Origin of the sequence: Klebsiella sp. BIGb0149 (genome assembly GCF_004362605.1) — a bacterium.
Lineage (GTDB): Bacteria > Pseudomonadota > Gammaproteobacteria > Enterobacterales > Enterobacteriaceae > Klebsiella > Klebsiella terrigena.
This window is the reverse complement of the sequence record NZ_SNYG01000011.1, coordinates 17,498-43,064: the sequence shown is the minus strand read 5'-3', so window position 1 is coordinate 43,064 and position 25,567 is coordinate 17,498. Positions and strand designations below refer to the sequence as shown.

The 25,567-nt window shown below is 58.9% G+C and carries 26 protein-coding genes; 14 read left to right on the top strand and 12 right to left on the bottom strand.

Annotated elements, in window-relative coordinates:
- Positions 1-15 precede the first annotated feature (15 nt).
- From EDF75_RS25440 to rhaM, 5 genes are read left to right on the top strand one after another with little or no spacing between them, the layout of a single operon-like run.
- Positions 16-1,527, top strand: a complete 1,512-nt coding sequence (locus tag EDF75_RS25440; protein ID WP_133601304.1) for a sugar ABC transporter ATP-binding protein — start codon at positions 16-18, stop codon at positions 1,525-1,527.
- Positions 1,527-2,531 (top strand): ABC transporter permease, encoded by a 1,005-nt coding sequence (locus EDF75_RS25435; protein WP_133601303.1) that lies wholly within the window; start codon positions 1,527-1,529, stop codon positions 2,529-2,531. The genes EDF75_RS25440 and EDF75_RS25435 overlap by 1 nt, the downstream gene beginning before the upstream one ends.
- Positions 2,528-3,529: an ABC transporter permease gene (locus EDF75_RS25430; RefSeq protein ID WP_133601302.1), complete on the top strand. Its 1,002-nt coding sequence runs from the start codon at positions 2,528-2,530 to the stop codon at positions 3,527-3,529. Before EDF75_RS25435 ends, EDF75_RS25430 begins: the two co-directional genes overlap by 4 nt.
- Before the next feature lie 51 nt (positions 3,530-3,580).
- Entirely contained in the window at positions 3,581-4,729 is a 1,149-nt protein-coding gene (gene fucO / locus EDF75_RS25425; protein WP_133601301.1) for a lactaldehyde reductase, read from the top strand.
- Positions 4,726-5,040, top strand: a complete 315-nt coding sequence (gene rhaM, locus EDF75_RS25420; RefSeq protein ID WP_133601300.1) for an L-rhamnose mutarotase — start codon at positions 4,726-4,728, stop codon at positions 5,038-5,040. Before fucO ends, rhaM begins: the two co-directional genes overlap by 4 nt.
- A 53-nt stretch (positions 5,041-5,093) precedes the next feature.
- Here rhaM and EDF75_RS25415 read toward each other — a convergent pair whose 3' ends face one another.
- The 6 genes from EDF75_RS25415 to EDF75_RS25390 form a co-directional block, all read right to left on the bottom strand.
- Positions 5,094-6,473: a carbohydrate porin gene (locus EDF75_RS25415; protein WP_133601299.1), complete on the bottom strand. Its 1,380-nt coding sequence runs from the start codon at positions 6,471-6,473 to the stop codon at positions 5,094-5,096.
- A gap of 106 nt (positions 6,474-6,579) precedes the next feature.
- Positions 6,580-7,173, bottom strand: a complete 594-nt coding sequence (locus EDF75_RS25410; RefSeq protein WP_133601298.1) for a DapH/DapD/GlmU-related protein — start codon at positions 7,171-7,173, stop codon at positions 6,580-6,582.
- A gap of 60 nt (positions 7,174-7,233) precedes the next feature.
- Positions 7,234-8,499, bottom strand: a complete 1,266-nt coding sequence (locus EDF75_RS25405) for an MFS transporter (RefSeq protein ID WP_123710490.1) — start codon at positions 8,497-8,499, stop codon at positions 7,234-7,236.
- A 41-nt stretch (positions 8,500-8,540) separates the two neighbouring features.
- Entirely contained in the window at positions 8,541-10,664 is a 2,124-nt protein-coding gene (locus EDF75_RS25400) for an alpha-galactosidase (RefSeq protein ID WP_133601297.1), read from the bottom strand.
- A gap of 113 nt (positions 10,665-10,777) precedes the next feature.
- Positions 10,778-11,773: a substrate-binding domain-containing protein gene (locus tag EDF75_RS25395; protein ID WP_133601296.1), complete on the bottom strand. Its 996-nt coding sequence runs from the start codon at positions 11,771-11,773 to the stop codon at positions 10,778-10,780.
- 95 nt (positions 11,774-11,868) lie between these two features.
- Entirely contained in the window at positions 11,869-12,417 is a 549-nt protein-coding gene (locus EDF75_RS25390; RefSeq protein ID WP_045853684.1) for a helix-turn-helix domain-containing protein, read from the bottom strand.
- A 100-nt stretch (positions 12,418-12,517) separates the two neighbouring features.
- On the opposite strand from EDF75_RS25390, the gene EDF75_RS25385 reads away from it, so the two are divergent.
- Both EDF75_RS25385 and EDF75_RS25380 read left to right on the top strand, forming a co-directional pair.
- On the top strand, positions 12,518-13,177 hold the full coding sequence (locus tag EDF75_RS25385; RefSeq protein ID WP_095105330.1) for an AzlC family ABC transporter permease: 660 nt from the start codon (positions 12,518-12,520) through the stop codon (positions 13,175-13,177).
- Positions 13,177-13,500 carry an AzlD domain-containing protein gene (locus tag EDF75_RS25380; RefSeq protein WP_045853686.1) on the top strand — a complete coding sequence of 108 codons (324 nt, stop codon included), beginning with the start codon at positions 13,177-13,179 and terminating at the stop codon, positions 13,498-13,500. The genes EDF75_RS25385 and EDF75_RS25380 overlap by 1 nt, the downstream gene beginning before the upstream one ends.
- Before the next feature lie 41 nt (positions 13,501-13,541).
- On the opposite strand, the gene EDF75_RS25375 is transcribed toward EDF75_RS25380, so the two are convergent.
- Entirely contained in the window at positions 13,542-13,754 is a 213-nt protein-coding gene (locus EDF75_RS25375; protein WP_045853687.1) for a YdgH/BhsA/McbA-like domain containing protein, read from the bottom strand.
- A 130-nt stretch (positions 13,755-13,884) separates the two neighbouring features.
- On the opposite strand from EDF75_RS25375, the gene EDF75_RS25370 reads away from it, so the two are divergent.
- Entirely contained in the window at positions 13,885-14,406 is a 522-nt protein-coding gene (locus tag EDF75_RS25370) for a Crp/Fnr family transcriptional regulator (RefSeq protein WP_133601295.1), read from the top strand.
- Between the two features lie 58 nt (positions 14,407-14,464).
- Positions 14,465-14,971, top strand: coding sequence for a YgjV family protein (locus tag EDF75_RS25365; RefSeq protein ID WP_133601294.1), 507 nt, complete (start codon positions 14,465-14,467; stop codon positions 14,969-14,971).
- Here the strand turns inward: EDF75_RS25365 and fdhD are convergent.
- Positions 14,938-15,774 (bottom strand): formate dehydrogenase accessory sulfurtransferase FdhD, encoded by an 837-nt coding sequence (gene fdhD / locus EDF75_RS25360; protein WP_133601293.1) that lies wholly within the window; start codon positions 15,772-15,774, stop codon positions 14,938-14,940. The two genes, EDF75_RS25365 and fdhD, sit on opposite strands and share 34 nt — an antisense overlap.
- A 156-nt stretch (positions 15,775-15,930) precedes the next feature.
- Here fdhD and fdnG point away from each other — a divergent pair, with 156 nt between their 5' ends.
- The 5 genes from fdnG (at position 15,931) to EDF75_RS25335 (ending at position 22,564) form a co-directional block, all read left to right on the top strand.
- Positions 15,931-18,981 carry a formate dehydrogenase-N subunit alpha gene (gene fdnG, locus EDF75_RS25355; protein ID WP_133601292.1) on the top strand — a complete coding sequence of 1,017 codons (3,051 nt, stop codon included), beginning with the start codon at positions 15,931-15,933 and terminating at the stop codon, positions 18,979-18,981.
- A 12-nt stretch (positions 18,982-18,993) separates the two neighbouring features.
- Positions 18,994-19,896, top strand: a complete 903-nt coding sequence (gene fdxH / locus EDF75_RS25350) for a formate dehydrogenase subunit beta (RefSeq protein ID WP_045853693.1) — start codon at positions 18,994-18,996, stop codon at positions 19,894-19,896.
- Positions 19,893-20,528: a formate dehydrogenase cytochrome b556 subunit gene (fdoI, locus tag EDF75_RS25345; RefSeq protein ID WP_133601291.1), complete on the top strand. Its 636-nt coding sequence runs from the start codon at positions 19,893-19,895 to the stop codon at positions 20,526-20,528. The genes fdxH and fdoI overlap by 4 nt, the downstream gene beginning before the upstream one ends.
- Positions 20,525-21,454, top strand: a complete 930-nt coding sequence (fdhE, locus tag EDF75_RS25340) for a formate dehydrogenase accessory protein FdhE (protein WP_045853695.1) — start codon at positions 20,525-20,527, stop codon at positions 21,452-21,454. Before fdoI ends, fdhE begins: the two co-directional genes overlap by 4 nt.
- Before the next feature lie 189 nt (positions 21,455-21,643).
- Positions 21,644-22,564, top strand: a complete 921-nt coding sequence (locus tag EDF75_RS25335) for an alpha/beta hydrolase (RefSeq protein ID WP_133601290.1) — start codon at positions 21,644-21,646, stop codon at positions 22,562-22,564.
- A gap of 15 nt (positions 22,565-22,579) precedes the next feature.
- Here the strand turns inward: EDF75_RS25335 and fabY are convergent, their stop codons facing one another.
- Genes fabY through yihX form a run of 4 tightly spaced genes read right to left on the bottom strand, consistent with a single transcriptional unit; the run spans position 22,580 to position 25,453 of the window.
- Positions 22,580-23,521: a fatty acid biosynthesis protein FabY gene (gene fabY / locus EDF75_RS25330; RefSeq protein WP_045853697.1), complete on the bottom strand. Its 942-nt coding sequence runs from the start codon at positions 23,519-23,521 to the stop codon at positions 22,580-22,582.
- 44 nt (positions 23,522-23,565) lie between these two features.
- Entirely contained in the window at positions 23,566-24,003 is a 438-nt protein-coding gene (gene dtd, locus EDF75_RS25325) for a D-aminoacyl-tRNA deacylase (protein WP_133601288.1), read from the bottom strand.
- Complete coding sequence (locus EDF75_RS25320) at positions 24,000-24,860, bottom strand: virulence factor BrkB family protein (protein ID WP_133601287.1); 861 nt, start codon at positions 24,858-24,860, stop codon at positions 24,000-24,002. Before EDF75_RS25320 ends, dtd begins: the two co-directional genes overlap by 4 nt.
- A 2-nt stretch (positions 24,861-24,862) precedes the next feature.
- Entirely contained in the window at positions 24,863-25,453 is a 591-nt protein-coding gene (yihX, locus tag EDF75_RS25315; RefSeq protein ID WP_041143389.1) for a glucose-1-phosphatase, read from the bottom strand.
- Between the last annotated feature and the right edge of the window lie 114 nt (positions 25,454-25,567).

Genomic DNA, 25,567 nt, shown 5'->3' with positions numbered 1-25,567 from the left:
AAACGGAGACTTATCATGACGGCGTCCACCCCGCTGCTGTCGCTTAAGGGCATCACCAAGGTTTTCCCCGGTGTGCGTGCCCTTGAGAACGTACAGCTCGATCTCTGGCCCGGCAAAGTGACCGCCTTAATTGGCGAAAACGGTGCCGGCAAATCCACGCTGGTCAAAGTGATGACCGGCATTTATCAGCCCGAAGAGGGCGAAATCCTTTATAAAGCGATCCCGATTCAGCTGCCTCATCCGGAGTCGGCGCACCGGGTCGGGATCACCGCTATCCACCAGGAAACGGTGCTGTTTGACGAGCTCTCGGTGACGGAGAATATTTTTGTCGGCCAGTATCTGCATAAAGGCCTGCTGAAAAAGCTCGACTGGCCGGCAATGCACCAGAAAGCCGGGGAGATTCTCCGCCGCCTGGAAGTACAGATCGACCCGCGCGCGACGCTAAAAACGCTGGGCATCGCCCAGCGCCACATGGTGGCCATCGCCCGGGCGCTCTCCTTTGAGGCGCAGGTGGTTATCCTTGACGAGCCGACCGCCGCGCTCTCGCAGCACGAAATTCTGGAGTTTTATCAGATAGTCGAGCGCCTGAAGCAGGACGGGAAGGCCATCCTGTTTATCTCGCATAAGTTTGACGAAATCTTCGAGCTGGCGGATTACTACACCATTTTACGCGACGGCGTGTACGTGAGCTCCGGCGCCATCAACGAGATCACCGAAGAGCGGATGGTGTCGATGATGGTCGGGCGGGCCATTACCCAAACCTACCCGAAGGTGAGCTGCACCCCGGGAGAAACGGTGCTGGAGGTCAACAACCTCTGCCATCCTACCGAGTTCGCCAATATCAGCTTCACCCTGCGCAGAGGTGAAATCCTCGGCTTCTACGGCCTTGTCGGCGCCGGGCGTACCGAACTTATGCAGGCGCTTTCCGGCGTATCGCATCCCTCCTCCGGCGAAATCGTGCTGAAAGGCAAACCGGTGCGTTTTCGCCAGCCGGCGGACGCCATTCAGGCCGGTATCGTCTGCGTACCGGAAGAGCGGCAGAAGCAGGGGGCGATCGTCGCCCTGCCGATCGCGCAAAACATCAGCCTGCCCCAGCTCGCCAGGCTCAACCCCCGCGGCGTGCTGAACGACGCGCGCGAATGGCGGCTGGCCGATGAGTATGCCTCGCGCCTGCAGGTCAAGGCCTTCAGCTGGCAGCAGGCGGTAGAAACCCTCTCCGGCGGCAACCAGCAGAAGGTGGTGATCGGCAAATGGCTGGCCACCCATCCGCAGGCGATCATTCTCGATGAGCCGACGAAAGGCATCGATATCGGTTCAAAAGCGGCGGTGCACCAGTTTATGTCCGAGCTGGTGGGCCAGGGGCTGGCGGTTATTATGGTCTCATCAGAGCTGCCGGAGGTTATGGGAATGGCTGACCGCATCATCGTGATGCACGAAGGGCTGATGGTGGCCGAATATCGCGCCGGCGAAGCGACGGCGGAAACTATCGTCAGCGCCGCCAGCGGCGCTGCCCGGGAGGCTGCGTAATGTGGCGACAACTGCTTAAAAACCGCGAAGCGCTGCTGGCGGCGGTCATTATCCTGATGGTGACGGGGATCGGCAGCCGGGTACCGTCGTTCATCGCGGCGGAAAACCTGGTTGAGATGTTTAACGACACCTCGATTCTTATCGTCCTCGCTCTCGGCCAGATGATGGTGCTGCTGACCAAGGGGATCGACCTGTCGATGGCCGCCAACCTGGCGCTGACCGGGATGATCGTCGCCCTGCTTAACGCCCACCACCCGGACATTCCGGTGTGGGCGCTGCTGATGCTGGCGATCCTGCTCGGCCTGCTGATGGGGGTGATTAACGGCCTGCTGGTCTGGCGTCTCGGCATACCGGCGATCGTGGTCACCCTCGGCACCATGAGCATCTATCGCGGCATTATTTTCCTGCTCTCCGACGGCGGCTGGGTTAACTCGCATCAGATGAGCGCGGACTTCCTCGCCCTGCCGCGCACCTCGCTGCTGGGGCTGCCGCTGCTGAGCTGGTGCGCCATCGCCGCCCTGCTGCTGGTGGGCTACTTCCTGCGCTATAGCCGCACCGGGCGGGCGCTGTACACCGCAGGCGGCAACGCCACCGCGGCGTACTACACCGGTATCAACGCCGGGAAAATGCAGTTCATCAGCTTCTGCCTTTCCGGGGCGCTGGCGGGGTTTTGCGGCTATCTGTGGATCTCCCGCTTTGCCGTTGCCTACGTTGACGTTGCCAACGGCTTCGAACTGCAGGTCGTGGCCGCCTGCGTCATCGGCGGCATCAGCACCATGGGCGGAACCGGACGCGTAGTCGGCTGCCTGTGCGGCGCGCTGTTCCTCGGGATTATCAACAACGCGCTGCCGGTCATCGGTATCTCCCCCTTCTGGCAGATGGCTATCTCCGGCGCGGTTATTGTCATCGCCGTGGTGCTTAACGAGCGCGGGAACAAACGTCAAGGACGGCTCATTCTGCGCAGCGCGGTGCTGGCTTCGCAAAAACAGACGGTGAAACCATGAGCAAAATAATGACCACTGACGAGATGACCGGCCGCCCGACGGCGCCGTCGCCGCTGCGCCGCCTGCTGTGCTGGGAAGGCTTCCTGCTGGCGGTGACCCTCGCCGTTTTTGCCGCCAACGCGCTGGCGTCGCCCTACTTCCTTAATATCTGGAACCTCTCTGACGCCACCTTCAACTTTACCGAGAAGGCGATTATCGTCCTGCCGATGGCGATGCTGATTATTGCCAGAGAGATTGACCTCTCGGTCGCCTCCACCATGGCGCTGAGCTCCACGGCAATGGGCTTTTGCGCGGCGGCGGGGATGGATACGCCGCTGCTGGTGGCCGTTGGGCTGGGGGTGGGCCTGCTGTGCGGCCTGTTTAACGGCATCCTGGTGACGCGCCTGAACCTGTCGTCGATCGTTATCACCATCGGCACCATGAGCCTCTACCGCGGCCTGACCTACATCCTGCTGGGCGATAAGGCGCTAAACCACTATCCCGACAGCTTCGCCTGGTTCGGCCAGGGCTACGTTTGGGGGGCGCTCTCGTTTGAGTTTGCGCTGTTCCTGCTGCTGGCGGCCGCCTTTACCTTCCTGCTGCATAAAACCAACTTTGGCCGCCGCACCTACGCGATTGGCAATAACCCGACCGGCGCCTGGTTTTCCGGGATCAACGTCAAGCGCCATAACCTGATCCTGTTTGCCCTGGTCGGGCTGATGGCGGGGCTGGCCGCGGTGCTGCTGACGTCACGGCTCGGCAGCACTCGTCCCTCTCTGGCGGTTGGCTGGGAGCTGGCGGTCGTGACGATGGCGGTGCTCGGCGGCGTCAATATCCTCGGCGGCTCCGGCAGCATGGTGGGGGTGATTATTGCCGCCTTCCTGATGGGGCTGGTGACCTTTGGCCTGAGCCTGCTCAACGTACCGGGCATCGTGATGTCGATAATCATCGGCGTCATGCTGATCGCGGTGATTTCGCTGCCGATTATCGCCCGGCGAGTGCTGCAGCGAAGACATTAGCCCTTCGCCTGACGGTGGGGGGAACGGGATTTCATTAACAGGAGAGTTATCATGAGCTTTATGTTGGCATTGCCGAAAATCAGCCTGCACGGCGCGGGCGCCATTGGCGATATGGTCAATCTGGTCGCCGCTAAAGAGTGGGGCAAAGCGCTGATCGTCACCGACGGTCAGCTGGTGAAGCTGGGCCTGCTGGACAGCCTGTTTGCCGCGCTCGACGCGCACCAGATGTCCTGGCACCTGTTTGATGAGGTGTTCCCGAACCCCACCGAAGCGCTGGTGCATAAAGGCATTACCGCCTTCCACGATGCGCAGTGCGATTACATTATCGCCTTTGGCGGCGGCAGCCCCATCGATACCGCGAAAGCGGTTAAAATCCTCACCGCCAACCCGGCCCCTTCCACCGCCTATTCCGGCGTCGGTAAGGTGAAAAACGCCGGCGTCCCGCTGGTGGCGATAAACACCACCGCCGGAACGGCGGCGGAGATGACCAGCAATGCGGTCATCATCGATTCCGCGCGCCGGGTAAAAGAGGTGATTATCGATCCGAATATTATTCCGGACATCGCCGTCGATGACGCCAGCGTGATGCTGGACATCCCGGCCTCCATCACCGCGGCCACCGGAATGGACGCCCTGACCCACGCTATCGAAGCCTTTGTCTCAGTCGGTGCCCACCCGCTCACCGATGCCAACGCCCTGGAGGCCATTCGGCTGATTAATCTGTGGCTGCCGAAAGCCGTCGACGACGGGCACAACCTTGAGGCGCGCGAGCAGATGGCGTTTGGTCAGTATCTGGCGGGTATGGCGTTCAACAGCGCCGGTCTTGGCCTGGTCCATGCGCTGGCCCATCAGCCTGGCGCGACCCACAATCTGCCCCACGGCGTATGCAACGCCATCCTGCTGCCGATCATCGAAAACTTTAACCGCCCGAACGCCGTTGCCCGCTTTGCCCGCGTGGCGCAGGCGATGGGCGTCGAGACCCGCGACATGAGCGATGAAGCAGCCAGCATGGCGGCAATCGAGGCGATTCGCGCCCTGAGCAAACGCGTCGGCATTCCGCAGGGCTTCAGCCAGCTTGGAGTGACCAAAGCCGACATCGAAGGTTGGCTGGACAAGGCCCTCGCCGACCCGTGCGCGCCGTGCAACCCGCGAACCGCCAGCCGCGACGAAGTACGCGAGCTGTATCTGGAGGCGTTATGATCCGCAAGGCGTTTGTAATGCAGGTGAATCCCGACGCGCACGAAGAGTATCAGCGTCGACATTCGCCAATATGGCCGGAGCTGGAGGCGGTTCTGAAGGCACACGGCGCGCACCATTACGCCATTTATCTCGATAAAGAGCGCAGCCTGCTGTTCGCCACGGTGGAGATTGAATCTGAAGCCCGCTGGAACGCGGTCGCCGGAACCGAGGTCTGTCAGCGCTGGTGGCGGCATATGCGCGACGTGATGCCCGCAAACGCCGATAACAGCCCGCTCAGCGCCGATCTGAAGCCGGTATTCTATCTGGATTAACCTGCTCGGCTGCCCCGCCGGGCTACGTTTCGCGGGGCAGCTTTTTACGGTTCTCAGAAGAAGTATTTAAAGCGCACGCGCGCGCCGTAGCGATCGTCGTCATCGCTCTTATTGGCCTGCACATCGCTATCAAGAATGGAGTAGTAGGCCCCGAGATAGATATTAAAGTTCTGCATATTCATCACGTTTGGAATTTGATACGAGGCGTGGAAGGTATGAATATTGTAGGTCCCCTCATCCTTAATCCAGCAGTCGTTATCGCAAATCACCCCGGCATAGTCGTTGATTTTGTTATGGGCGTAGATATAGCCCAGCTCAAAGCGCTGCCACAGCGCGTTAACCCCGGCGGTGAAGTCTTTTTCATTGTTGGCATCCATATACGCGGTGTTCACATTCACCACCACGCCATCGGCAGGGTTGGTTTTCAGGCCATTCCACGTCATGGTCAGCCCATAGCCGGTACGATCGGACTGATCGACAAACTCTCCCCGCGCGTTGCTATAGCCGTAGGCATTTTTCACCACGTTTGACTCCATCGCCGCGGCGACGGAGAACTCATCCTTGGCCCACGAGACAACCGGACGCAGGTAGGCGACGTTCTTTTTCTGCTCCATGTCGCGGCCGTGGTAGTCACCGCCGTCATACAGAGAGGTGCCGTCCTCCAGCAGCGTATTCAGCTCGAAGTACCAGTTATCCAGCTGCTTGCTGAGCAGGAAGTTACCGCCCGCGTCGGATCGCCCGCGTCCCTCTTTCATCATGTAGATATAGCCGTGACCGTCGCTGTAGAGATCGTTGGCGGTATTACCCGAGTGCTCGACGAAGGTGTCCTGGTTCAGCGGGAACATGTCATAGGCTTCGAAACGGCCGACCTTTATCTTCCAGTCCTTCTCCTGACCAAAGAAGAAGGCGGCATCATCAAGGTTCATGGAGCCGGTCATATCGGCCAGCGGTTGGATCGAGAATCCGGCAAAATAGCCGTTGCTCATGGTGCGGATGCCGTCAAAGCCCAGCAGAATGCGGCCGTTTAAATCCCAGTTATCGTAGGTCGGGTCGCTGCCAACATCGGCGTTAGTCATCGCCAGCAGGCCGTGCTTGCTCTCCGCGTCCATGTTGAACTCAACGTCACCGTAGATCTTCAGATCGCCATAGCCGGAGAGCTTAAGCTCCGGCGCGGTAATATTCTTTTTGCTCTCTTCGACCGCCGCGACGCTTTTTACCGCAACGGTCGGTTGTGCCAGCGCAATAGCGGTGCGCTGTTTCTCCTGTAATTCCCGCACCTGGCCTTCCGCCACCGTAGCCCGGCTTTCAGCCGCGGCAAGCCGCGCTTCCAGCTGTTCCATACGCTGTTCAAGCGTCAGAGAATTATTTTTAGCAACTGCCGAACTTGCCATCACACATAAACTCATCGCTAAGGCTATCGTCTTTTTATTCATTTTTATTTTCCGGAGGTAACGGGGAGGTAAGGTGAGTGAATAACTCACCTTTCTATCTTCATTATTTTTATATGGGAACGAGTGCTAATTAATATGTGCCTTATATTTATTGGCCGGTATAGAGCTGATATTTATTTTTATCCTCATCGGTAATATCTCTTAATACCCGGCAGGGCACCCCGGCGGCAACAACGTTCGGTGGAATCGAGCGATTAACCACGCTGCCGGCGCCAATTACCGAGTTTTTGCCGATGGTCACGCCGGGATTAATAATCACGCCGGAACCCAGCCAGACGCCATCCTCAATAATCACCGGCAGAGAGAACTGCTGCAGCGTATGGCGCAGATCCGGATGCACCGGATGACCGGCGGTAGAGATCGTCACATTCGGTGCGAACATCACGTTATTGCCGATAATAATCTCCGCGTCATCGACCAGCGTCAGGTTGAAGTTTGCGTAGAAGTTATCGCCAATAGTGGTGTGAATTCCGTAAGCAAGATTGATCGACGGCTCGATCCAGCACTGTTTACCCACGCTCGCAAACATGCGCTGGATAATATCCTCTCTTAGCTCCTGACCGAATGGGTGCGAGTGGTTATATTCATAGGCCCGCACCTTTGCCATTAGCCGCTCCTCCGGCAGACCGTAGCCGCCGTCGGTATATAATTCACCGCTATTCATTCTTTTTTTAATATCCATAGTCAATCCGTTCTCCCGTTTATTCAGCACATCCCTGTGAGCATTTTCTTTGTTAATTTATTAAATGGTCATTGCTTTATTACTGACGCTGCCAGGCGCGGATTTCCCTGAAAGCGTAAAGGCCGATATTAAGGTGACGGACAGCGCAATACCGCCGAGGATCATATAGGTCTCCTGGAAACCGATCCGGTCATACATATTGCCGGCAAATGCGGAGAGGAAAATCGCCGCCACCTGCTTGGAAAACTGGAAGCCCACCAGATAAATCGTCGCCGACAGCCGGACGTCAAACACGCCGGTAATATATTTAAACGCCCCCACCAGCAGGAACGGCACTTCCAGGGCGTGGAGCATCTTCAGCGCCACGACCTCAACTGCGGTGGTGGCGAAGGATGAGCCGATCATCCGCGCCGCCATCACCATCCCGGCAATCAGCAGGGTGTTCTTCGCACCGATGCGGTTAATAATCCACGGCGAGCTGAACATGATGATCGCGTTGCAAATCTCCCCGGCGGTGGTCGCAAAACCAAAGGCGCGGGTGCCCGATTCCGGCGTAGCAAAGAAGGATTTAAAGAAGGTGGCAAACTGCTGATCGAAGACGTCGTATACGCACGCCACGCCGACCACATACAGAATAAACATCCACATTTTGCGCTGACGGAACATCCGCAGGGCGGTTTTTAAATCCACCGATGGGCGATTCGCGCCCAAAGAATCCATGACCTGAGCGGCCTGGCTGGCCTGCGGTTTCGCGATAGCCACCAGCACCACCAGCAGCAGCGCGGCGGCCGAGCCCATCCAGAATACCCACTCGGGATTGACGCTAAACAGCATCCCCGCGGTCGTCGCGCACAGCGCCCAGCCAAGACAGCCAAAGGTACGCGCTTTACCGTACTCAAACCCGCTGTTGCGGCTGATGCGTTCGATATAGGCTTCCATCGCGCCGGCACCGGCGGAGAACACGAAACCAATATAGGCGCCCCCGCTTAATGCCCCCAGCCAGATATTGGTTTTCAGCAGCGGCGCAAAAACATAGAGGAAGAATGGCGCAATCAGCACCAGCAAAATCGTCACGATCCACATCAGGTGTTTTTTCAGCCCCAGCTTATCGGAGATCACCCCCAGAACGGGCTGGAAGCAGATCGCAAACAGGGAAAGGCTGGAGAAAACGATGCCGGTCTCGGTTTTATTCAGGCCAATAACGTCCGACAGCCAGATCGGCAGGAACGGGAAGCAGGTGGCCATAATGAAAAAGTAGAGAAAAAAGAACAGGCCGAAAATCCAGAAGTTAGGGTTGTTTTTGTGGGTACAGGCAGTCGGGTTCATTTTATATTCCTCAGTCAGGGCCGCCTGGCGGCCCGTCACCATTACACGCGTTGCAGGCCAATCAAAATGGCGCTTTCCGGATCGAGGATTGGCAGCGCCAGCCCCGCCTGCTGTAGCCACTCGCCGCTCACCGTTTGCGGGGTCACCATCCATTCCGGCAGCTTACGCATGGTATGACCGCCCTCTCCCGTAATCTGAATATCCGGGTGATCGAGCAGCGTAACCTGATAGCGGGCGCCCGCCTCCAGCCCCGCAACGCGCAGCGGCGCCATCAGGGTGTAATCCGGCATCGCCAGCTGGCTGACGAGGAAAATCGCCTGGCTCTTATCTTCACTGACCACGCCGTGCGCCAGCGTGGTGGCGTCCGGCATATCCATACGCCACTGCACGCCGTGATGAATGACATTGCGCCACTGCTTATGCAGCGCGGTATACTTGCGGTAGCCCGCGCGCTCCTGTTCGTCGGCGCTCACCGGATCCAGCTCCAGACCCATATGGCCAAACAGCGCGGTCAGGCCACGGAAGGCGATGCTGTGCTGGCGGAAGGTGGCGTGGCAGTGGCGGTTGCCGATATGCGCGCCCATCACCTCCGGCGGGAAGAAATAGCTCATGCCGCGCTGGATAGTGTTGCGCTCCAGGGCATCGTTGTTATCGGAAGCCCAGAAGCGATGGCTGCGCTTCAGCACCTCATAATCGATGCGTCCGCCGCCGGAGGAGCAGGATTCAAATTCGATATGTGGGAAGCGGGCAACCAGCGCGTCCAGCAGACGATAAAACTGGCGGGTCTGCGCATCGGCGGCGGCTTTACCGTTATGGCCCGGCTGCACCAGCTCGCGGTTCATATCCCACTTCACATAATCCACGGCGTGCTCGCCCAGCAGCCAGCTCATCCGCTCCAGCAGATAGTCAAAGGCCTGCGGAATATTGAGGTTCAGGACGTACTGATGGCGGCCGGTCAGCGGCGTATAGCCCGGCAGGGCCAGCACCCAGTCAGGGTGGGCGCGGAAAAGGTCCGAATCCGGATTGATCATTTCCGGCTCAACCCAGATGCCGAACTCCATGCCCAGCGACTTCACGTGGTCGATAACCGGCGTCAGCCCGTTGGGGTACTTTTTCTCATCCAGATACCAGTCGCCGAGCGCCGCCCAGTCGTCGTTGCGCCCTTTGAACCAGCCGTCGTCAATGATGAAGCGCTCGACGCCAAGTTCCGCCGCCTCGTCCGCCATGCGCATGATGTACTGCGGGTCATGATTGAAATAGATCCCCTCCCAGGTATTGAGATGCACCGGGCGCGGTTTGTTATCCGGGAAGCGCACGATCTGCTCGCGCAGGTAGCGATGAAACTGCTGGCTCATACCGTTCAGACCCTGCGCCGAATAGCTGGCGTACAGCGACGGCGTCCACAGGGTTTCGCCTTCGGCCAGCGCCATCTCCCCCGGTAAATAGAGCGCTTCCGCCTGCAGATAGCGGCGACCATCGGTTTTTACCTCAGCGCGCAGGCGGTGGTTGCCGCTCCAGCCAAGGTGTACTCCCCACACTTCGCCCTGCATCTCGCTAAAGGCGGTGCTGCCGGTAATCAGCGCCGGAAAATGCTCGTGGGAGGTGCGCCCGCGGCGGTTTTCCAGCACGAAGCTGTCGTGATCGAGGACAAGCCGATGCGGCTGAAACTCGCGGATCCAGCGGCCATGAAAGGCCATCACTTCGCGGGCGCGTTCGGCAACCGGCAGCGTGACCGCAAGCCGGTCCACCTGCCAGGGCTGCGCGCGCAGGTTGGTCAGACCGTGGCGAACGCTGAGCACACCGCTGCTATCGAGCACAATTTCGCTACGCAGGCGCAGCCCGGCGTGCGGGTCTTCGCTGATAATGGTTAGGCTTTGCCCAGCCTGTACGACCTCGGCGGTGGCGAACACCGGCGAGCCGTCCAGCCCCTGGCGGTGCCCTTCAATTCCAGGCGCGCCAAACAGACCATGACCCAGCTCGGCCATCAGCGTTACGGGGGAATCGACGTCCAGGCGACCGTTCGCCACCGGACGCGCCAGGCTGGCCGCATCCTGCGGCGAAAAATGGCTTAAATGCGGCCCCCAGTAGATAATTTCAGCAAACGGATGGGTTTTGATTACCACATCGGCCCCTGCACTTTGCAGGCGTACAATCGAATCAGACATCAGACATCTCCACAACAAGGAATGCCTTACTGTTGATCCGAAACGTTTCGGGTGCCAACCAAAACGTTTCGGATTCGTGATCTAGTGCAGAAATTAGCGTGGCGGGAGGGGAATCAGGCGGTGTCGCCGGGGATAAATTCGGGCTGCCAGAGCACCTGCAGAGAGGTGAGATCGTCGCCGGCAATCAGCCGACGGACCATGCCGGCGATCTGGCGACCAACGCCCTGGCGAGTGGATTGGATCACCGCCGCCACCGGGGTTTCAATAATGCTGTCCTGCGGCAGTCCGTCGTAAACCACCAGCGACACGCGGTTATCGCCGGTCAGGCGCCCCAGCTGGGATAGCGCCATCGCCGCGCCGTCGCCGTGGGTATTACAGTCGGTCACGATCGCCGTGGGCGGTTCCGGCAAACGCAGCAGCTCCATCGTCGCCTGATAGCCGCCGCGGCGAGTTGGCGGCACGCTGCGCAGCCAGGTATCCGCTAATCCGGCCTCGCGCAGCGCCTGCAGATAGCCGTTGCGGCGCTGGGTGATAAACGCCTGATTGTTATTTTCGCTCAGCAGCGCGATGCGCCGGTGCCCCTGGCTAATCAAATGGCGGGTCGCGCGCCAGGTTCCGGCCTGATTATCAAAATCAAACCAGGCATAGGGCTGCGGCAGCCGGCTACGGCCAAGGGCGAGGAAAGGAAAACCGGAGGAAAGCAACTGCATCAGGCGGGGATCGTCATCCAGGGTATGAGCGACAATCAGCGCATCGACCCGCCGGCTTTGAACCATTCGCATATAGCCGTGCTTATCCGCCTGCTCATCGTCGGCAATCAGCAGTAAATCAATCTCATAGCGCGCCAGCTCGTGGCTAATTTCGCCGACCATGTCGAGAAATACGTTGTTATTCAGCGGGGCCGGGCTGATGGGAAAAACCAGACCCACGGCGTCAATTTTGCCCATCTTAAGGCGTCGCGCGAAGGTATTGGGCCGGTAGCCACGGCGCTGCGCTTCCGCCTCCACGCGGGCGCGCGTCTCCTGCGACACGTCGTCATAACCGTTCAGCGCGCGGCTGACGGTCGTTACCGAGATCCCAAGTTCTTTAGCAATAGCTTTCAGCGACATACGTATCCCAGTCGGCGGTGGAGGAAACGGCTAGTGTCCCGCAATACGGGCGGGACGTCCAGCGGGAGCGGCGCGGTCATCCCCGCAATAAAACGCTAGCTTTGCTCAGCCACCAGAATCGCCTGGGTATCCGGCTCCAGCGCCTGGAAGAGATGTTCGCGATCGGCGGGGTAACAGATGTAGTCCCCGGCACCCAGCTCTTCCGGCGCTTCGGTCAGGCCCACGCGCGCGCGGCCCTGGGTGACAATAATATGCTCTATCGATCCCGGCGGGTGCGGGTGAGAAATACGGTCAGCCCCCGGCTGGGTCAGCAGTAAATAGATATCGCGGCGGGCGCCGGGCGGGCAGGCCGCCAGCAGAATAGCCTGATAGTGGGCCTGCTCAGCCACCACCTTCGTCCCTTCCCCGCGACGCAGCACCTGCGTTTTTTGCGCCTGCGGCTCCAGCAGCCGGGCAAACGGAATATCGAGCGCGACGCAAAGCGCCCAGAGCGTCTCGAGGCTGGGGTTGCCGTTGCCTGACTCCAGCTGCGATAGCGTCGATTTAGCAATACCGGCCCGGCGCGCGACTTCCGCCAGCGAGAGCCCGGTGCGCGAGCGCTCGCGTACCAGGCTCCGGGCAATCAGACTAATTGGCTGTGTCATACACGGCTCCGCGTTTTTTATATAGAACGATTCGTTCGACTTGAAAGTCGATGGGGTTGCGTTCATTATAATGGAAATTCGTTCGATATGGCTAAATAGTATGAAGCAGCACTTTTCCTGTCTCAAAGGGGACACGATAAAAGCGATAGTCTTAGTCTGCCTGGCCGTGGGCGTCGTCGGCCTCTCCTACGGTTCGCTGGCGATAGCCTACGGCTTCCCGGTGTGGGTGCCGTTCGTGCTGTCGGTTTGCGTGCTGGCGGGCGCCTCGGAGTTTATGTTTATCGGCATCGTCGCCAGCGGCGGCAACCCACTGGCCGCCGCCGCCGCGGGATTACTGGTCAACGCCCGCCACGTGCCGTTCGGCGTGACGGTTCGCGATCTGGTCGGCAGGCGCGGCGCCAGCCTGCTGGGCTGCCATATTATGAATGACGAAAGCGTGGTCTTCGGGCTGTCGCAGAAAACGCCGGAGCAGCGTAAAGCCGCCTACTGGCTGTGCGGACTCGGCGTGGCTATCATCTGGCCGCTGGGCGCGCTGCTTGGGGCCCTGGTCGGCAAGATCCTGCCGGCCCCGGAAACCATCGGCCTCGACGCCGTCTTTCCCGCCATTCTGCTGGCGCTGGTCATTCCCGCGTTTAAAAACCGCACCACCTTAATCCGCGCCTGCAGCGGTGCGGCGTTATCCCTCGCAGCGGTCTCCTTTGCGCCAGCGGGCCTGCCGGTGCTGTTCTCCCTGTTCGGCCTGCTGGCGAGGAAAAAATAATGGGCAACATCACGCTGTTTATCATCGGAATCGCTATCCTGTCGGCAGGAACCTACCTGATGCGCCTCGGCGGCGCGAAGATCGGTAGCCGCCTGGCGCTTTCCGAGCGCTCTCAGGCGCTGCTCTCGGACGCCGCGACGGTACTGCTATTTTCCGTCGCGCTGGCGACCACATTTTATGAAAGCGAACATTTTGCCGGTATGGCGCGGGTGCTGGGGGTGGGCTTCGCGGTATTTCTCGCCTGGCGCAAGATGCCGCTGATCGTGGTGATTATCGCCGCGGCGGTGGTTACCGCCCTGCTGCGGCTGGCGGGCATAAACTAAAAAAGCGCCCCAGGGGCGCTCTTTCGACGGTAGTTCTTTTTTTATTTGTTCAGCTCTGCCGTCATATGCACGCGGTTACCGGTAAAGGCTTCGGTAATTTTATAAGATGATGCGCCAGCAGCCTGGGCCTGAGCGGCAATTTTCGCTTCAGCGCCGTCCATAGTGGTGGCGGTGGCGGTCACGCTTTCAGCGGCGAAAGAACTAAAAGAAGCGGCCAGAGCGATAACTGCAGCAAAAGTTTTGACGTTTTTCATGAGATAAATCCTTCAGGTAAGTTGTTTAGGTAAGGCGTTGTGCCTTGATGTGATAAATAATAGACCTCACACCCGGTAACGAAAAGCGGAAGGATTTGCTATTCTTATTCAAATTATTTGAGGCATAAAAATGACGTTCGATTGCGATCGAAAATTACCGTTAGGCGGCCGGAAAACAGTGCGGTCTGCCGGCAGCTGGTTACTTCGTCAGGGCGAACCTCAAACCCATATTTACTTTTTACATCACGGCGTTGTGCGCGCTGTTTATCACTCTCCCGCCGGCGCTGAGCGCGTTAAAGAGTTTTATTTTGCGGGCGAATATTGCTTCCTTTATCTGAACTGGCTCACCAGGACGCCGGCAGATTACGGCCTGCAAACGATCTCCGCGGGTGAAACCAGCGAAATCCCCCTGGCCGCGCTTGATGCCCCCGAAAATCAGGAAATTAAGATACAGCTGCTCACCCGTCAGCTGATCTACAAAGAGAAAAAAGAGCAAATGCTGTTGCTCAATACGCCAGAGCAGCGCTATCAGTACGTGCAAACCCACTTTCCGGACTGGGAGGCGCAGCTCACTCAGCGCGATCTCGCCAGCTACATCGGCATTACTCCCGTTAGCCTGTCCCGCATTCGCCAGCGTCTTAACAAAGGTTAACGCATGACGCGTTTGCATCGCTTAATGTCCCGCCACTCCTCAGCAGATGGCAGACGCGATGAACGCCTTTATTTTCTCTCAGCTCCTGGCCGGTATGAGCTTTTTGCTCGATATTTCCGCCTTTCATTTTCAGCGCCGGGCCGCGACGCTGTCCCTGCTCGCAGGATCAACCACCCTGCTGGCGCTTCATTTTTATCTTCTGGAACAACCCGGCGCGGCGGGATTAATGCTCATCGCAGCATGTCGCTACGCGGTGGCCATCGTGACGCTTAGCCGCCGGGCTATGTGGGGGTTTATGCTCGGGTCGCTGCTTTGTAGCGCCGGTCTGTGGCAAAGTCTGGAGAACATCCTGCCGCTCGCCGGGAGCCTGCTGATGACGCTGGCGTCGTTTCAGAAACAGAGCGAGAAATTACGCGGATACACATTGTGCGGCAGCCTTTGTTGGCTACTGAACAATGTGGTGGTCGGCTCGCCCGTTGCCGTGATGATGGAGCTGGCGTTTTCAGGAAGTATTTTGGCTGCCTGGTGGCGTCACTCCGCTGCCAGACGCTCGGGATGCGTATAAATCGTCGCTCTGCCCGGCTTGCAAAAACCGACCAGCGTCAGGTTGCAGCGTTCCGCGACTTCAACCGCCAGCGCGGTCGCGGCGGAGACCGCAAACAGGATTTCCACGCCGCACATGGCCGCCTTCTGCACCATCTCGTAGCTGGCCCGGCTAGAGACCAGCGCCGCGCCGTTCTGCCAGCCGCTTCCCTCCTCCACGCGCCGCCCGAGCAGCTTATCGAGAGCGACGTGACGGCCAACGTCTTCATGCCCGCCCGCCAGTTGGCCCGACGGACGAACCCAGGCAGCCGCATGGGTGCACCCGGTGACGCGGCCGATGGGCTGTACGTCGTTAAGCTGCTCCAGCGCGCGATCGAGGTTCGCGAGGTTGAAGGTTTGCGTAAACGGCAGCGGACGCACCGGCCTGCCGATATCGTTTAGCTGCTCCACGCCGCATACTCCGCAGCCGGTGCGTCCCGCCAGCGCGCGGCGGCGCTCTTTCAGCCCCATAAACCGGCGGCTGGAGAGCTCAATTCTGACGGACAGGCCGTTGCATTCCTGCACCACGTCCATGCCGTAGATCTCAGAGCGATTTTCGATAATCCCTTCGGATAACGAAAAACCGACGGCGAACCGCTGCAGATCGCCCGGAGAGGCCATCATCACGACGTGGGAGATGCCGTTATAGACCAGGGCGACCGGCACCTCTTCAGCTAACTCGTCCGGCTGAGTATGTTGCAAATTATCGCGCTTCCACAGCGCGACCTGGCGGTAACCTGTGACAGTTGTCACATTTTTGATTTGTTCGGGAGGGTTCTTATTCACTTTGTCTTAACCGTATTAGAACAGGCATACACACAATGTGGTATTCTTTTCATACCCCTTCAAGCAAGAGGGTGATTGCCCCTAATTCTGAACCTTTGCGGTCCTTACCGCAAAGTAAATAACTATATGTGACAATGTCGATACAAGGAGTGAACCATGCAGGTCAGCAGAAGGCAGTTCTTTAAGATCTGCGCTGGCGGTATGGCAGGAACTACGGCAGCGGCGCTGGGCTTTGCCCCCGGCGCTGCGCTCGCGGAAACCCGGCAATATAAGCTGCTGCGTACCCGTGAAACCCGCAACACCTGTACGTACTGCTCCGTTGGCTGTGGGCTGTTAATGTATAGCCTCGGCGACGGCGCGAAAAACGCCAAAGCATCCATCTTTCATATCGAAGGTGACCCCGATCATCCGGTCAACCGTGGTGCACTCTGCCCGAAAGGGGCCGGCCTGGTGGACTTTATCCACTCCGAAAGCCGGCTGAAGTTCCCGGAATATCGCGCGCCTGGCTCCGATAAATGGCAGCAAATCAGCTGGGACGACGCGTTCGATCGTATCGCGAAGCTGATGAAAGAAGACCGTGATGCCAACTTTGTCGCCAAAAACGACGCCGGCACCACCGTCAACCGCTGGCTGACCACCGGTATGCTGTGCGCATCCGCCTCCAGCAACGAAACCGGCTATTTAACGCAGAAATTCACCCGCGCGCTCGGTATGCTCGCGGTCGACAACCAGGCGCGCGTCTGACACGGACCAACGGTAGCAAGTCTTGCTCCAACATTTGGTCGCGGTGCGATGACGAACCACTGGGTTGACATTAAAAATGCCAACCTCATTGTGGTCATGGGCGGTAACGCCGCTGAAGCGCACCCGGTAGGATTCCGCTGGGCGATGGAAGCCAAAATTCACAATGGCGCGAAGCTCATTGTTATCGACCCGCGCTTTACGCGCACCGCGTCGGTAGCCGACTTCTATACCCCGATTCGCTCTGGTACTGACATTACCTTCCTGTCAGGCGTCATCCTGTACCTGTTGAATAACGAAAAAATCAACCGCGAGTACACCGAAGCCTATACCAACGCCAGCCTGATCGTGCGTGAGGATTACAGCTTCGATGACGGCCTGTTTAGCGGCTACGACGCCGAAAAACGCAGCTACGATAAGACCAGCTGGAACTACGAGCTGGACGAAAACGGCTTTGCCAAACGCGATACCTCCCTGCAGCATCCGCGCTGCGTCTGGAACCTGCTGAAACAGCACGTCTCCCGCTACACGCCGGACGTCGTGGAGAATATCTGCGGGACGCCAAAAGCCGACTTCCTCAAGGTTTGTGAATACATCGCCGAAACCAGCGCCCATGATAAAACCGCTTCGTTCCTCTATGCCCTTGGCTGGACGCAGCACTCTATCGGCGCGCAGAACATCCGCACCATGGCGATGATCCAGCTGCTGCTCGGCAATATGGGGATGGCGGGTGGCGGCGTGAACGCGCTGCGCGGCCACTCCAATATTCAGGGGCTAACCGACCTGGGGCTGCTCTCCACCAGCCTGCCGGGTTACATGAACCTGCCGAGCGAAAAACAGGCCGATATCCAGACTTACCTGGCCGCCAGCACGCCGAAACCGCTGCTGAAGGATCAGGTGAACTACTGGGGCAACTACCCGAAATTCTTCGTCTCAATGATGAAGGCCTTCTACGGCGATAAGGCAACGGCGGAGAACAGCTGGGGCTTTGACTGGCTGCCGAAGTGGGATAAAGGGTACGACGTTCTGCAGTACTTCGAGATGATGAACCAGGGCAAAGTGAACGGCTATCTGTGCCAGGGCTTTAACCCTGTGGCCTCGTTCCCGAATAAAAACAAGGTCGTCGCCTCGCTGTCGAAGCTGAAGTTCCTGGTCACTATTGACCCGCTCAACACCGAAACGTCCACCTTCTGGCAAAACCACGGCGAGTCGAACGACGTCGATCCGGCGAAAATCCAGACTGAAGTCTTCCGCCTGCCGTCTACCTGCTTCGCCGAAGAGAACGGCTCGATCGTTAACTCCGGGCGCTGGCTGCAGTGGCACTGGAAGGGCGCGGACGCCCCGGGGATTGCCGTCACCGATGGCGAAATCCTCGCCGGTATCTTTATGCGCCTGCGGAAAATGTATGCCGAAGAAGGCGGCCCGACGCCGGAGCCGGTGTTGAACATGACCTGGGACTACTCCACCCCGCACGAGCCGGCTTCGGAAGAGGTGGCGATGGAGAGCAACGGCAAGGCGCTGGCGGATATTACCGACCCGGCCACCGGCGCGGTTATCGTCAAGAAAGGCCAGCAGCTCAGCTCCTTTGCGCAGCTGCGCGATGACGGTACCACCTCCAGCGGCTGCTGGATCTTCGCCGGCAGCTGGACGCCGGACGGCAACCAGATGGCGAGACGCGATAACGCCGACCCGTCGGGCCTCGGCAATACCCTGGGCTGGGCATGGGCGTGGCCGCTTAACCGCCGCATCCTGTATAACCGCGCGTCCGCAGACCCGCAGGGCAAGCCGTGGGATCCGAAGCGCCAGATCCTCAAATGGGATGGTGCAAAATGGGGCGGCATGGATATTCCGGACTACAGCGCCGCCGCGCCGGGCAGCGACGTCGGGCCGTTTATCATGCAGCCTGAAGGGATGGGCCGCCTGTTTGCTATCGACAAAATGGCGGAAGGACCGTTCCCTGAGCACTACGAACCGTTCGAAACGCCGCTGGGCACTAACCCGCTGCACCCCAACGTGGTCTCCAACCCGGCCGCCCGCGTCTTTAAGGGTGACCTGGAGCAGATGGGTAAAGCGGATAAGTTCCCGTACGTTGGCACCACCTATCGTCTCACCGAGCACTTCCACTACTGGACCAAGCACGCGTTGCTCAACGCCATCGCGCAGCCGGAACAGTTTGTTGAAATCGGCGAGAAGCTGGCGAATAAGCTCGGTATTGCCCATGGTGATACCGTCAGAGTCTCCTCCAACCGCGGCTATATCAAGGCCAAGGCGGTGGTGACCAAGCGTATTCGCACGCTGAAGGTGGACGGTAAGGATATCGATACTATCGGTATTCCAATCCACTGGGGCTATGAAGGCGTGGCGAAGAAGGGCTTTATCGCCAACACGCTAACGCCGTTCGTCGGTGATGCGAATACGCAGACGCCGGAGTTCAAAGCCTTCCTCGTGAACGTGGAAAAGGTGTAAGGGAGACGACTTATGGCTTATCAATCGCAAGACATTATTCGTCGTTCCGCGACTAACGGTTTCACCCCCGCGCCTCAGGCGCGGGACCACCAGCAGGAGGTGGCGAAGCTTATCGACGTCACCACCTGCATCGGCTGTAAAGCCTGTCAGGTGGCCTGTTCAGAGTGGAACGATATCCGTGATGAGGTCGGTCACAACGTCGGGGTGTACGACAACCCGGCGGATCTGACCGCCAAATCCTGGACGGTGATGCGCTTCTCGGAAGTGGAGCAAAACGACAAGCTGGAGTGGCTGATCCGTAAGGATGGCTGCATGCACTGCGCCGACCCGGGCTGCCTGAAGGCGTGTCCGTCGGAAGGGGCTATCATTCAGTATGCTAACGGCATCGTCGACTTCCAGTCCGAGCAGTGCATCGGCTGCGGCTACTGTATCGCCGGCTGCCCGTTCGACGTCCCGCGCCTGAACCCGGAAGACAACCGCGTCTACAAGTGTACGCTGTGCGTCGATCGCGTTACCGTCGGCCAGGAGCCGGCCTGCGTGAAAACCTGCCCGACCGGCGCTATCCACTTTGGCTCCAAAGAGGATATGAAAGTGCTGGCAGGCGAGCGCGTTGCCGAGCTGAAAACCCGCGGTTATGACAACGCGGGCCTGTACGATCCGGCCGGCGTCGGCGGCACGCACGTGATGTACGTCCTGCATCATGCCGACAAGCCGAATCTGTACCACGGCCTGCCGGAAAACCCGGAAATCAGCGCCACCGTGAAGTTCTGGAAAGGCATCTGGAAACCGCTCGCGGCGGTGGGCTTTGCCGCGACCTTCGCCGCCAGCATCTTCCACTACGTCGGCGTCGGTCCGAACCGAGCGGAAGAGGAAGAAGACAACCTGCATGAAGAGAATGACGAGGTGCGCAAATGAAAAGACGTGACACCATCGTGCGCTACACGGCGCCGGAGCGAATCAACCACTGGGTGACCGCCTTCTGCTTTATGCTGGCGGCCATAAGCGGGCTGGGGTTCTTTTTCCCCTCCTTCAACTGGCTGATGCACGTCATGGGCACCCCGCAGCTGGCGCGAATTCTGCACCCGTTTGTCGGGGTTATCATGTTTGCCTCGTTCATCATCATGTTTTTCCGCTACTGGCATCACAACCTAATCAATCGGGATGATATCTTTTGGGCGAAGAATATTCGTAAGATCGTCGTCAACGAGGAGGTAGGTGACACCGGGCGCTATAACTTCGGCCAGAAATGCGTATTCTGGGCGGCGATTATTTTCCTGGTTCTGCTGCTGATAAGCGGCGTGATCATCTGGCGTCCGTATTTTGCGCCTGCGTTCTCAATCCCGGTGATCCGATTTGCGCTAATGCTGCATTCATTTGCCGCAGTGGCGTTAATTGTGGTTATCATGGTGCATATCTACGCCGCCCTGTGGGTGAAAGGCACCATTACCGCGATGGTGGAAGGTTGGGTTACCAAAACATGGGCGAAGAAACATCACCCGCGCTGGTATCGCGAAGTCCGCCAGAAACAGGAAAAAAAGACTGAATGAGTATTCGCATAATCCCGCAAGATGAGCTGGGTTCGAGCGAGAAACGCACGGCGGAATATATTCCGCCGCTACTGTTCCCCAGGCTAAAAAATCTTTATAACCGCCGCGCCGAGCGCCTGCGCAAGCTGGCGGAGAGCAACCCGCTGGGCGACTACCTGCGCTTTGCCGCGCTGATCGCCCACGCCCAGGAAGTGGTGCTGTACGACCATCCGCTGCAGATGGATTTGACGGCCCGCCTCAAAGAGGCGAATGCCCAGGGCAAACCGCCGCTGGATATTCACGTCCTGCCGCGCGATAAGCACTGGCACAAGCTGCTGCATTCGCTTATCGCCGAGCTGAAGCCGGAGATGAGCGGCCCGGCGCTGGCGGTCATCGAAAACCTGGAAAAAGCGTCCGAACAGGAGCTTGAGCTGATGGCGAGCGCGCTTTTCGCCTCCGACTTTGCTTTGGTCAGCAGCGATAAGGCCCCGTTTATCTGGGCCGCGCTGTCGCTCTACTGGGCGCAGATGGCGAGCCTGATCCCCGGTAAAGCCCACGCCGAGTACGGCGAGCAGCGTCAGCACTGCCCGGTTTGCGGCTCGATGCCGGTCTCCAGCATGGTGCAAATCGGTACCACTCAGGGGCTGCGCTACCTGCACTGCAATCTGTGCGAAACCGAATGGCACGTCGTGCGCGTGAAGTGCAGCAACTGCGAACAGAGCCGCGATCTGAACTACTGGTCGCTGGATAACGAGCAGGCGGCGATCAAGGCTGAAAGCTGCGGCGACTGCGGGACCTACCTGAAGATTATGTATCAGGAAAAAGATCCCAACGTCGAAGCCGTTGCTGACGATCTGGCCTCGCTGGTGCTGGACGCCCATATGGAGCAGGAAGGTTTTGCCCGCAGCTCTATCAACCCGTTTATGTTCCCGGGTGAAGGCGAGTAAAAAGTAGCTGATGGCCGGGTAGCGCAGGTTGCCCGGCCAGCCATCAGGCCGCACAGGCCGAAGCCTCACCGACGTTATCCGCGCCCTTTTGTACGCCATCTCCCCGCGCCAGCCCCAAATAATCCCGTGTTCATCCGCCATAAACCAGGCTATAAAGCTGTATATCCATACAGAAAAAAGGAGTGAGAGATGACGCTGGAAAAAGGCATTAGCCGCCTGGTGGATGAGTTTATCGCGGCGGGCCGCCCCTCTTCGCGGGAGCAGAATATTGATGACCGGAGAGCAGGCTACGTGGCAAGCGTGGTGCTGGCCGGCGCGCCTGAAACCCGCGTGCAGGTCGAGGATATCGCCTTAGAAGGTATGACCTTTCGCGTGGTATCGCCGCTCGATGCCGAGGGCGTGCTGCCTACCGTTATTTACTATCACGGCGGCTGCTTTATCAGCGGCGGCTTTGCTACCCACGATCGGCAGCTTCGACAGCTGGCGTATGAGAGCCGCTGCCGGGTCATCGCCGTGCAGTATCGGCTGGCGCCCGAACATACCTTCCCTGCCGCACATGACGATGCGCAGCGCGGCGCCGAAATTATCCACCGCCACGCCGGGCGGCTGGGGGTCGATACCTCACGCATAACGCTTGCCGGAGACAGCGCCGGCGGCCATCTGGCCCTGGTTACCGCCCTGCGGCTGAAAGCCGCGGCAGAGTGGCAGCCCGCGCAGCTAATCCTGATTTACCCGATGCTCGACGCCGCCGCCCGCTCGGCAAGCTACGCCAGCAACGGCGAAGATTACATCATCACCCGGGATACGCTGCTGAGCGGCTACGAGATCTATCTCTCGTCGACCGACGTTTCCCACCCGGAGGCGAGCCCGCTGTGGCGAGAAGACTTCAGCGGCCTGCCGCCGGTGCATATTATTACCGCAGAGTACGACCCGCTGCGCGATGAGGGTGAAGCGTTATATCGCCGGCTGCTCGGGCAGAACGTCGAGTGCAGCGCTCAGCGCTACCTCGGGGTGATTCACGGCTTCTTTCAGCTTGGGGGGATAAGCCCGGCGGCACGGGATGCTATGCGGGATATCGCCTGGCGAAGCGGTTCACCAGGCGCCGCATAAGGCAGGAGCGGCGGGCTACTCTTCTTCGTTGCCGCCCTCTTCGTACGAGCCAAACGGCTTCGCGGGCAGAACGATATAAATGCCTTCAAAAACGGCCCCCAGGTTCTCATCGCCAAACAGCTCAACCTGCAGCTGTACCCGCGCCTTTCGGCCGCGAGCGAGGCGGTCAAGATCGCCGCTTAAGGAGCCGAGGTCCGCCACCGCGCTCGGTCGGCCGCTAATCGGCTGGCTGTAGCGGATATGCGCGTCGGCGAGGATAATCGTTCCGCCGAGGTGCCGCTCGCGCAGCATCAGCCAGATAAGCCCCCAGCCGGTGAGGGTTGCCAGGGAAAAGAGGCTCCCGGCAAACAGCGTGTGGTGCGGATTCTGGTTACCGGCTTCCGGCATGGTGGTGATGAATTTTTTCCCGGTGTACTGCTGAATGCGCACGCCCATTTTTTCGCTGAGCGGAATGTGCTGATACCAGGCCTGCTGCAGCTGTCCGCACCAGTCGCCGCGGTGAAGAATATCGTCCAGCGAGGCAATCGGCTTGATCATCAGAAAATGGCGAATCGGCGTGGTGGTTGGCGTGGTTATCTCGCCCTGGTTAACGAACCCCAGCTTGGCGAAGAAATCCACCGCGTCCTCGCGGGCGCTGCAGGTCACCCTCTTCACCCCTTCCTGGCGCGCCACCGACTCCAGGGTCATCGCCATTAAGGTCCCGAGCCCTTTATCCTGTACGGAAGGGTGCACCGCCATAAAGCGAATGGAGGCCTCATTTTCAGCGTTCACGTACAGCCGGCCCACGGCGACCAAATTGCCGTCCTCATCGACCACCATCTGGTGATGCGCCATGGCATCCCAGGCATCGCGCTCCGACCCTTTTGGCTGATGCAGGGGCTTACGCAGCATCTCCCAGCGGAACTGATAGTAGCTCTCTAACTCTTCTTCTGTTTGCGGTACACGAAGGTGATACATAGCTGTACTCTCTTTTGTTGCCCGCAGCCTTCCCGGAAGCTGACTCATACCTGTAACCAGAAGGTGACAGGGCCATCATTGACCAGCGAGACCTGCATATCTGCAGCGAATCTCCCGGTCTGTGTGTGCATTTCCTGCTGGCGGCAGCGCGCGACGAAATACTCATACAGGGCCTCAGCGGCATCGGGCGCGGCGCCTTTTGAGAAGCCCGGACGCATGCCGCGCTCGGTATCCGCAGCCAGCGTAAACTGGGAAACCACCAGCACGCTGCCGCCAGCCTGCTGGACGTTAAGATTCATTTTGCCCTCCGCATCGCTAAAGATGCGGTAGCCGAGCACGCGTTCGCAGAGGCGGTTGGCCTTCTGCTCATCGTCATCTTTCTCGACCCCTAACAGCACCAGAAGCCCCGGACCGATTTCGCCCGTCACCTCGCCCGCCACGGTAACGCTTGCACGGGATACGCGTTGAATTAATGCAATCATGGTTGTTCTGTTTCTTCTTTTTTTAGTTTGCGGTATTCCCCGAGAGTGACAGTAATTTCAGCCCCAAGCAAGACGATACACCACGTCCAGTAGACCCAAACAAACAAAAGAGGCACCACGGCTATGACGCCATAAATCAGCTGGTACGACGGAAAGGCGGTGATATACAGGGCAAACGCTTTTTTACCGGCCTCAAACAGCAGCGCGGCCACCAGCGAACCAATCAGCGCGTCGCGGTTTCGCACCTGCGTCGTCGGGACAATGCTGTAAAGCAGCCAAAACGCCGCCCACGATAGAATCAGCGGGAAGATGCGCAGCACGTCATCAATGACGCTATTGAGCTCGCTGGCCCAGCGCAGCGACAGCAGGTATGAGCTGATCGCCAGGCTCGCCCCCGCCAGTAAGGGTCCGAGGGTAAGGATCATCCAGTAGACCGCAAAAGAGTAAATTTTGGGCCGGGCGCGCGGGCTGCGCCATATGGTATTCAGCGCGCTATCTATCGAATACATCAGCAGCAGCGAGGTCACGATCAGCCCGCAGGCGCCCACCGCCGTCATTCGGCTGGAGTTCGCGACAAACTGCTCGATATAGCGCTGAATGACGTCCCCCGTCGCCGGGATAAAGTTGGCAAAGATGAAGTGGCGTATCTGCCCGCTCACTTCAGAAAACATGGGAAAGGCGGAGAAAAGCGCGAACACCACGGCAATCAGCGGCACCAGCGCGAGTAACGACACGTAGGCAAGATTCCCTGCCAGCGTCGTCATATTGTCTTCATCAATCCGGCGCCACAGCAGCTTTAGCCAGGCCAGCAGCGGACGGCAGCGGCGCTTTGCTTTTTGATGAACGGTTTTTAACATAATCATTGCGCAAAGTAGTCGGGGATAGTCTCCTTTCCGGTCACCAAAATGCTGGTTATTCCCAGCCGGTTCGCGCCGGCAATATTCTCGGCGTTATCGTCAAAGAAGACCGTATCGGCAGCGGAAAATCCCTCCTGCTGCAGAACGCTTTGGTAGATCCGCTCCTCGGGCTTACGCATCCCCATCTCCTGCGAAAGATAGATACGGTCGGCCGCGGCGCGCACCTGCGGATATTCATCTGGCCAGAAAGTGGTGTGCAGGCGGTTGGTATTCGATAACACGACGACGCGGTGTCCCTGCTCGCGTAGCTTGTGCATAATCGCGATGACCTCCGGGCGCAGCGCGACAAATACGGCCTGCCAGCCGTGGGAAAACTGCTCATAGCTCAGCGCCATATTCATCTCATGGCACATCGCTTCAGCGAAGGCTTCGTCGCTGATTTCACCGCGCTCGTGCTGGCGAAACGCCTCACCCATGGTGAAGTGCTGCTTCAGCGTCGCCAGCGGAATGCGGCTTAAATCACTCCACGTTCCGAGTACCCGGTTGAAGTCGATGTCGACAATCACATTACCTAAATCAAAGATATAGAGCATGGCCCTCTCCTTTTGCACCGTGGAAAATTAACTGTAGCGGGAAAGGCGAGGTTTGACTATGAGGTGGGGGCTTTGGGGACAAAAAAGAAACCCCGCCATTAAGGCGGGGTTTAG